Consider the following 8,889-nt stretch of genomic DNA (forward strand, 5'->3'; position numbering starts at 1 on the left):
CCAAGGCGGCCGTGAACATGCTCACCCGCACCAGCGCCCGCGAGATGACCGAGGACGGCATCTACATGACCAGCGTCGACACCGGCTGGATCACCGACGAGCGCCCACACCCGACAAAGGTGCGCCTGGCCGAGGAGGGCTTCCACGCCCCGCTCGACCTCGTCGATGGCGCGGCCCGCGTGTACGACCCGATCGTGCGGGGCGAGGCCGGCGAGGAGCTGTTCGGCGTCTTCCTCAAGGACTACAAGCCCTCCAACTGGTAGCCATCGGGCAGCTCTGCGCCATTTGAGCGGGCTCTGCGCCAGCTAGTGTGGCGCAGAAGCCGCCGAAGTGGCGCACAGCGCGCGGGCGCCTCGGACGCCGACGCGGTCGCTAGCCGCCGCGGGAGACCAGATCGAAGTAGATGCAGAGCACGGGGGTGTCGTCGGTGACGACGTCTCCACCACGCGCCCAGAATTCGAGGTGCGTCTGCCGCCACTCTGCGAGGTCGGCGTAGCCCTCGCCCTCGGCGTCGGCGAACTCCCACGTCACGGCGGCGAACGTCGTCTCCTCGACCCGGGTGATCTCGATCTCGCCGAGCGGCTGCGTGTCGTCATCCACCAGAACCATGCGTTCACCGACGTGTTCCCACGGCTCGCCCTCCTCGACGTACTCGCTCAGCAGACCGGCGGTCGCCCGCTTCGTGCCGTTCAGCACGCAGTCGTTCAGGAAGGTGCGGGAGGGTCCGGGAAAGCCGAGCTCCATGGTGCGGAGACCGTCGACGGTGGGGAAGCTCATGCGCTCAGCCTATTGGGGACCTCCACGTAGAGTGGCAGCATGGCTGACCCGGTGCACTTCTTGACGACCGCTCCGCTCGGCACGCGCGTCGTCGTGCGCCGCAGCATCGACGACGGCAAGCTGACCGACGCGCTCGGTTTCCTCCGCTCGCGCACCGCCGAGGAGTGTGTGATCGAGACGCGCGACGGCCTGAAAACGGTGCCGCTGGATGCCGTCGTCGCCGCGAAAGAGGTTCCGCCCGCCCCGCCCCGCCGGCGCCCGCGCGCGGAACCCTGAGCGGCGCGCTCTCACCCGGCGGGGTGCTCGACGAGGAGTTCGGCCAGTGACTCCAGGTTCGCCCGCACGGTGCGCGCTTGCGCCCTCTGGATGAGCGGATCGGCCATCTTGCCGAAGACTCCCCCCAGGCCAGACTCCGCGTCGATCCGATAGGTGAACCGGGTGCCACCGTCGACGGGTTCGAAGGAACTCGTGACGACGAAGGTCATCTTGCCCTCGACAGATCTGAGCGTGAATCGGTTCGGCGGCTCCAGCTCGGTCACCTCGGTCGTCCAGTCGAAGCGTCTTCCCATGATCTTGCTGGCCCCGCGGGTGCGGGTTCCCGTCTGCACGGGGCCGTCGCCCTGTTGTTCAGACGCGACGATGGACGAATCCCAGACAACGTTGTTGGCTGGCGTGGCAACGAAGTCAAAGACTTCCTGAGGTGGACGAGCGATGAAGACGCTCTCCTCGATGGTGGGCATGACTCTTCCCTTGCAGACGATGTTGTCTTGATCTGGGCTGTGGGGACGAGCGGCCAGGCGGTCGTTCACGCCCAGTGTGCGCCGCGCGCCGTCCAGCGTCAAGCGGTTGATGGCCACCGAGCGCGCCCCGCTACTAGGCTTGTTTGCTGGACACAATCCACCACATTCGAGACAAAGATCCGTCTCACCCGATATGCCCCAGGAGGCACCGTTGCCCGGAGAAAACCTGACCCGCGTCGAAGCACAGGAGCGCGCAGCGCTCGTTCGCGTCGAGAGCTATGACGTCACCCTCGACCTCACCACCGGGCCGGAGCGCTTCCGCAGCGAGACCACCGTCGCCTTCAGTGCCACGGCCGGCACCTCCACCTTCATCGACGCGATCACGGCCGCCGTGCACTCGGTGACGCTGAACGGCGTCGCCCTCGACCCGGCCGCGGTGAGCGACGGCATCCGGATCCAACTCGACGACCTGGCCGCAGAGAACGTGCTGACCGTCGTCGCCGACGCGCTCTACACGAACACCGGAGAGGGCCTGCACCGCTTCGTCGACCCCGTCGACGGCGAGGTCTACCTGTACACGCAGTTCGAGGTGCCCGACTCCCGCCGCATGTTCGCGGTGTTCGAGCAGCCCGACCTCAAGGCGAGCTTCCTCTTCACCGTGACCGCTCCGGCGAGGTGGCAGATGATCAGCAACTCCCCCACGCCGGAGCCCGTGGCCGTCGAGGGCACGGATGCCGCCACCTGGACCTTCGCACCCACCCCGCGCATCTCCAGCTACATCACCGCCCTCGTGGCCGGCCCGTACAGCGTCGTCCGCTCCGAGCTGACCAGCCGCGACGGCCGCGTCATCCCGCTCGGCGTGTTCAGCCGCGCCTCGCTGTCTGAGTTCCTCGACGCCGACTACATCTTCGAGAAGACCCGCCAGGGCTTCGCCTACTTCGAGGAGAAGTTCGACTACGCCTACCCGTTCGAGAAGTACGACCAGATGTTCGTGCCCGAGTTCAACGCGGGCGCGATGGAGAACGCCGGCGCGGTGACCTTCACCGAGAGCTACGTGTTCCGCTCCAAGGTGACCGACGCCATCAAGGAGCGCCGCGTCGTCACGATCCTGCACGAGCTGGCCCACATGTGGTTCGGCGACCTGGTCACGATGAAGTGGTGGAACGACCTCTGGCTGAACGAGTCCTTCGCCGAGTGGGCGTCGACCATCGCCACCGCCGAGGCCACCGAGTGGACCGAGGCGTGGACCACCTTCGCCGTCATGGAGAAGAGCTGGGCGTACCGCCAGGACCAGCTGCCCTCCACACACCCCATCGTGGCCACCATCAACGACCTCGAGGACGTGCTCGTCAACTTCGACGGCATCACCTACGCCAAGGGCGGCTCGGTGCTCAAGCAGCTCGTCGCCTGGGTCGGCATCGACGCCTTCTTCACCGGCGTCGCCGCCTACTTCAAGAAGAACGCCTGGGGCAACACCGAGCTCGTCGACCTGCTCGGCGAGCTGGAGACGGCCAGCGGCCGCGACCTCTCCGAGTGGTCCACGCTCTGGCTGGAGACGGCTGGCGTCAACACGCTGCGGCCCGAGATCCAGACGACGGATGACGGCACCATCACCGGCTTCGCCGTGCTGCAGTCCGCGGCAGCCGACTACCCGACCATCCGCCCGCACCGCCTCGCCATCGGCTTCTACACCCTCGAGGGCGGCGTGCTCCGCCGCACGCACCGGGTCGAGCTCGACGTCGCCGGGGAGCGCACCGAGGTCGCCGAGCTCGTCGGCCTGACCCGCCCCGACCTCGTGCTGCTGAACGATGACGACCTCGCCTACGCGAAGATCCGCCTCGACGCAGACTCACACGCGGTCGCCCTGGCGCACCTCTCCGCCTTCGAGAGCGGCCTGGCCCGCTCGCTGGTCTGGGGCTCGGTGTGGGACGCCACCCGCGACGGTGAGAGCCCGGCGAGCGACTTCGTGCGCCTCGTGCTCGGCAACATCGGCGCCGAGACCGAGTCGACCACGGTGCGCACCGTGCTCGGCCAGCTGGCACTCGCCACCAAGCAGTACGTGGCCCCGGCGAAGCGCGCCGCGACCCTGGAGAGCGTCGGCGACGCCCTTTGGAGCCTGGCGCAGGATGCCGCAGCCGGCAGCGACCTGCAGTTCCAGCTCGTCAAGGCCTTCGCCAGCCTCGCCTCGACGCCCGCGCACGTGCAGGCGCTGTCCGGCCTGCGGGACGGCAGCATCGCCCTCGCCGGGCTGGAGATCGACACCGACCTCGGCTGGGAGCTGCTGGAGGGCCTCGTGCTGAACGGCGCGGCCGGCGCCGACGAGATCGACGCGGCCCTGGCCGTCGACAACACCGCCAACGGCGCCCAGGCCGCCGCCCGTGCCCGCGCCACCGTGCCGACCGCCGCGGCCAAGCTCGCCGCGTTCAACGCCCTCGTCGAGAGCGACTCCGCACCGAACATGATCGTGCGCCACACCGGCCTCGGCCTGCTGCACACGAACGACCCCGCCCCGCTGGAGGCCCTCGTCGCGCCGTACTTCGCGGCGATCGCGTCGCTCTGGCAGGAGCGCTCCTACGCCATCGCCGAGACCCTCGTCGTCGACTTCTACCCGGCACCGCTGGCCAGCGCCGAGCTGGCCGGGGCCACCCGCGCCTGGCTGGACGCGAACCCCGATGTGCCGGCTCTCCGCCGCCTCGTCGGCGAGAACCTGGCCGGCGTCGAGCGGGCCCTCGCCGCGCAGGCGGTCGACGCAGCGGCGGCGGTCTAGCCGTGGCCGAGTCGAACCTCACCCGCGTCGAGGCCGTCGAGCGCGCCGCCGTCATCCGCGAGCCGAACTACGAGATCGAGATCGACCTGACCCGGGGCGAGGAGCTCTTCGGCAGTGCGACCACGGTGCGCTTCGCGGCGGAGCCGGGCTCCTCGAGCTTCATCGAGGCCAACACCCGCGCGGTGCACAGCGTGACGCTGAACGGCGTCGCCCTGGACCCGGCGGCCGTCAGCGACGGCCTCCGCATCCGCCTGGACGACCTGCAAGCCGTGAATGAACTTCACGTTGTAGCAGATTCTGCATACACGAACACGGGCGAGGGCCTGCACCGCTTCACCGACCCGGTGGACGGCAAGCCCTACCTGTACACGGAGTTCGCGGTGGCCGAGGCCAACCGCGTGTTCGCCTGCTTCGACCAGCCCGACCTCAAGGCGAGCTACCGGTTCACGGTCGTCGCGCCGGCCGACTGGCACGTGATCAGCAACTCGACGACGCCGGTCCCGTCCCCGCGTGAGGACGCTGCAGAGTGGGCCTTCCCGCCCAGCCCGCACATCTCCACGTACATCGCCGCGCTCATCGCCGGACCGTACACAGAGTGGCACAGCGAGGCGGTGACCGCCGACGGCCGCACCATCCCGCTCGGCCTCTTCGCCCGGGCCTCCCTCGCCGAGGCCGTCGAGCCCGAGGTGATGTTCGAGAAGACCCGGCAGGGCCTCGCCTACTACGAGGCCAGCTACGGCGTCGGCTTCCCGTATGAGAAGTACGACCAGATCTTCGTGCCCGAGTACAACTGGGGCGCGATGGAGAACGTCGGCGCGGTCACGTTCAACGAGGGCTACCTGTTCCGCTCCAAGGTGCCGGATGCCCGCAAGGAGCAGCGCGCACTCGTCGTGCTGCACGAGCTCTCGCACATGTGGTTCGGCAACCTCGTCACCATGAAGTGGTGGAACGACCTCTGGCTGAACGAGTCCTTCGCCACCTGGACGTCGACGATCGCGGCCGCCAGCGCCACCGAGTACGCCGACTCCTGGGCGACGTTCGCCTCCACCGAGAAGACGCACGCCTACGAGCAGGACCAGCTGCCCTCCACCCACCCGATCGTCGCCACGATCAACGACCTGGAGGACGTGGAGGTGAACTTCGACGGCATCACCTACTCGAAGGGCGCCTCCGTCATCAAGCAGCTCGTCGCCTGGGTGGGCCTCGACGCCTTCTACGCGGGCATCTCGGCCTACCTGCAGAAGCACGCCGGCGGCAACGCCACGCTGCGCGACCTGCTCGACGAGCTCGAGGTCACGAGCGGCCGCGAGCTCACCGAGTGGTCGAGGCTCTGGCTGGAGACGGCCGGGGTGAACACGCTGCGGCCCGAGATCCAGACGGCGGATGACGGCACCATCACCGGCTTCGCGGTGCTGCAGTCGGCGGCATCCGAACAGCCCACGATCCGCCCGCACCGTCTCGCCATCGGCTTCTACAACACGGTCGACGGCGCGCTGGTGCGCACCCACCGCGTCGAACGGGACGTCGACGGCGCGCGCACCGAGGTGGGCGAGCTCGTCGGGCTGGCCCGCCCCGAGCTCGTGCTGCTGAACGACGACGACCTCGCCTACGCCAAGATCCGGCTGGACGCCGCCTCGCACGCGGTCGCCATCGACCGTCTCGCCGAGATCGCCGACCCGTTGGCCCGCGCCGTGATCTGGGGCGCCGTCTGGGACGCCACCCGCGACGCCGAGGCCAGCCCGCGCGACTTCGTGAAGCTGGTGCTGCGCAACATCTCGGCGGAGACGCAGTCGGCGCAGCGCGCGCTGTCGCTGCGCCTGCTCGAGCTGGTGCTCGGCCAGTACGTCGCGCCGGAGCACCGGGCCGAGACCGCTGTGGAGGCCGGGGACGCCCTCTGGGCGCTCACCCAGTCGGCCGACGCCGGCTCGGACGCCCAGCTGCAGCTGCTGCGGGCCTTCATCGCCATCGCCTCCGCACCGGGCCAGCTCGACGTCCTCGTCGAACTGTTGGCCGGCGAGGCGCTGCTGCCCGGCCTCGCCGTGGACACCGAGCTGCGCTGGGAGATCATCATCTCGCTCGCGGCCGGCGGCCGGGCCGCAGCCGAGGACATCGACGACGTGCTCGCCACCGACGACACCGCCAAGGGTCGGCAGTCGGCGATCACGGCGAAGGCCGCGATGCCGGATGCCGCCGGCAAGCTCGCCGCGTGGACGGCGGCCGCCACCGACACCAGCCTGTCCAACGACTACGTGCGCGCCTACGCGCTGGGCTGGCGCCGGGCGCGGCCGAGCGAGCTGCTCGCGCCGCAGCTGGAGCCGTACTTCGCGATGCTCCAGGAGGTGTGGTCGACCCGCAGCTACAACATGGCGGCGGCGATCATCCGCGGACTCTACCCGGCGCCGCTGGCCAACGCGGAGCTGGTGGCAGCCTCCCAGGCGTGGCTGGCCGCCCACGACGGCCCGCCCGCGCTCCGCCGCATCGTGGTGGAGGAGCTCTCCCGCGTGGAGCGCGCCCTCGCCGCGCAGGAACGCGACCCCGCCTAGCCGGCACCTGTTGGCGCTCCCTCGGTGGCTCGAGGGAGCGCCAGCGACCGAAGCCACCCCGCGCGCGCTTGGGAGGCCCTCGGAAGTTGCGGAGGCCGGTTTCGCACGAATGCGGCCTCCCGATCCGCGTTTTGCCTCCGGATACGGCGGATGCCACGGCGCCACCACAGCCGGATGTCATCCCTCGGGAGTACACGGCACCATTCCGTGGACCGATGCGGCCGGCATCCCCCGCCGCCTAGCGTTGAGACATGATCACAGCAGAAGGCCTGAGCAAGCGCTACGGCGCCAAGACGGCCGTCAACGACATCTCCTTCACCGTGCGCCCCGGGCAGGTCACCGGGTTCCTCGGCCCGAACGGCGCCGGCAAGTCCACCACCATGCGCATGATCGTCGGCCTCGACCGGCCGAGCGCTGGCAGCGTGAGCGTCAACGGCAAGCCGTACGCCGCGCACGCCGCGCCGCTGCGCGAGGTCGGCGCCCTGCTCGACGCCAAGGCGGTGCACACCGGCCGCAGCGCCGAGAACCACCTGCTCGCGATGGCCGCGACGCACGGCATCGGCGCGAAGCGCGTGAAAGAGGTCATCGAGCTGACCGGCCTGCAGTCCGTGGCGAAGAAGCGCGTCGGCGGCTTCTCCCTCGGCATGGGCCAGCGCCTCGGCATCGCCGCCGCGCTGCTCGGCGACCCGGCCACCCTCATCCTCGACGAGCCGGTGAACGGGCTCGACCCGGAGGGCGTGCTCTGGGTGCGCCAGCTGGTGCGCAGCCTCGCCGCCGAGGGCCGCACCGTCTTCCTCTCCTCGCACCTGATGAGCGAGATGGCGCAGACCGCCGACCACATCATCGTGCTCGGCCGCGGCCAGATCATCGCCGACGCGCCCGTCGCCGACATCGTCGCCGGGGCGTCGCTCGCCAGCGTCACGGTGCGCACCCCGCACGCCAGCCAGCTGGCCGAGCTGCTCTCCGCCCCGGATGTCGCGGTGCTCCGCTCCGAGAACGGCCTGCTCCAGGTCACCGGCGTCGCCGCCGCGCAGATCGGCGAGCTCGCCGCCGCCCACTCCCTCGTGCTGCACGAGCTCACCCCGCAGAACGCCTCCCTCGAGGAGGCCTACATGGCCCTGACCCAGGATGCCGTCGAATACCGCACGGAGGCCACCCGATGAGCACCGCCACCCTCAGCCAGACGACCGCTCGGTCCACCGTGGACGGGACACTCCGCTTCGGCGGCGTCATCCGCTCGGAGTGGATCAAGCTGCGCAGCCTCCGCTCCACGGTCTGGTCCTACCTGCTCGTGTTCGCGATCTCGCTCGGCATGGCCCTCGTCATGTCGACCAGCATGACCGACTACATCGACCAGGCCGCATCGGGATCGGCCGACGAGCAGCGCGGGATGCTGCTCATGGCCTCGACCTTCGGCGTGTTCTTCGGCCAGCTCGTCGTGGCCGTGCTCGGCGTGCTCGTCATCAGCGGCGAGTACACCACCGGCATGATCCGCTCCACCCTGACGGCGGTGCCGCGGCGCCTGCCCGCCCTGGCGGCCAAGGCCATCGTGCTGTTCGTGTCGACCTTCGTCGTCGGCCTGCTCGGCAGTCTCGGCGCGTTCCTCATCGCCTCGGCGGTCTTCGCCTCCCACGGGGTGACCGCGAGCCTCGCGGAGCCCGAGGTGTTCCTGCCGCTGCTCGGCGGCGCGCTCTACCTCGCACTGATCTCCCTGTTCGCGCTCGGCCTCGGCACCATCCTGCGCAACAGCGCAGGCGGCATCGCGGCGGCGCTCGGCATCCTGCTGCTGCTGCCGACCGTGCTGCAGATGATCCCGGCCGAGTGGGCGAGCGATCTGATCCCCTCCCTGCTCTCCGTCGCCGGAATGGGCCTGTTCGACCCCAGCGTCGGCGTCGGGGAGCCCGACGCCCTGCTGAAGAACCTGCTCATCGTGCTGGCCTGGGTCGCCGCGGCCGTCGTCGGCGCCGCGCTCTCCCTCAAGCGCCGGGACGCCTGACACCCTCCCGGCCCACCACTTCTCCCCCGGCTGCCAGGCTTCGGCAGCCGGGGGAGAATTCTCTGT

At 70.0% G+C, this 8,889-nt stretch carries 7 protein-coding genes and 1 pseudogene; 6 read left to right on the top strand and 2 right to left on the bottom strand.

Going from position 1 to position 8,889, the window contains the following annotated elements; translation table 11 throughout:
- Positions 1–263, top strand: a pseudogene (locus GY24_RS16600) (short-chain dehydrogenase); the annotation flags it as partial.
- 109 nt (positions 264–372) lie between these two features.
- Here the strand turns inward: GY24_RS16600 and GY24_RS16605 are convergent.
- Positions 373–777 carry an ASCH domain-containing protein gene (locus tag GY24_RS16605; RefSeq protein WP_104477656.1) on the bottom strand — a complete coding sequence of 135 codons (405 nt, stop codon included), beginning with the start codon at positions 775–777 and terminating at the stop codon, positions 373–375.
- A gap of 39 nt (positions 778–816) precedes the next feature.
- Here GY24_RS16605 and GY24_RS16610 point away from each other — a divergent pair, with 39 nt between their 5' ends.
- On the top strand, positions 817–1,053 hold the full coding sequence (locus GY24_RS16610; RefSeq protein WP_104477658.1) for a hypothetical protein: 237 nt from the start codon (positions 817–819) through the stop codon (positions 1,051–1,053).
- Positions 1,054–1,064: 11 nt separating this feature from the next.
- Here the strand turns inward: GY24_RS16610 and GY24_RS16615 are convergent, their stop codons facing one another.
- The gene (locus GY24_RS16615; protein ID WP_202972973.1) at positions 1,065–1,634 is read right to left on the bottom strand and encodes an SRPBCC family protein; all 570 of its coding nucleotides are present in this window, start codon (positions 1,632–1,634) and stop codon (positions 1,065–1,067) included.
- Between the two features lie 94 nt (positions 1,635–1,728).
- On the opposite strand from GY24_RS16615, the gene pepN (GY24_RS16620) reads away from it, so the two are divergent.
- From pepN (GY24_RS16620) to GY24_RS16635, 4 genes are all read left to right on the top strand, one after another.
- Positions 1,729–4,284, top strand: coding sequence for an aminopeptidase N (pepN, locus tag GY24_RS16620; protein WP_104477666.1), 2,556 nt, complete (start codon positions 1,729–1,731; stop codon positions 4,282–4,284).
- Between the two features lie 2 nt (positions 4,285–4,286).
- Positions 4,287–6,827 (top strand): aminopeptidase N, encoded by a 2,541-nt coding sequence (pepN, locus tag GY24_RS16625; RefSeq protein WP_104477662.1) that lies wholly within the window; start codon positions 4,287–4,289, stop codon positions 6,825–6,827.
- Between the two features lie 251 nt (positions 6,828–7,078).
- Positions 7,079–7,990 carry an ABC transporter ATP-binding protein gene (locus tag GY24_RS16630; protein ID WP_083363726.1) on the top strand — a complete coding sequence of 304 codons (912 nt, stop codon included), beginning with the start codon at positions 7,079–7,081 and terminating at the stop codon, positions 7,988–7,990.
- Complete coding sequence (locus tag GY24_RS16635; protein ID WP_104477664.1) at positions 7,987–8,823, top strand: ABC transporter permease; 837 nt, start codon at positions 7,987–7,989, stop codon at positions 8,821–8,823. Before GY24_RS16630 ends, GY24_RS16635 begins: the two co-directional genes overlap by 4 nt.
- Positions 8,824–8,889: the final 66 nt, after the last annotated feature.

This window comes from Microterricola pindariensis, assembly GCF_002936985.1.
GTDB classification, from domain to species: Bacteria; Actinomycetota; Actinomycetes; order Actinomycetales; family Microbacteriaceae; genus Microterricola; species Microterricola pindariensis.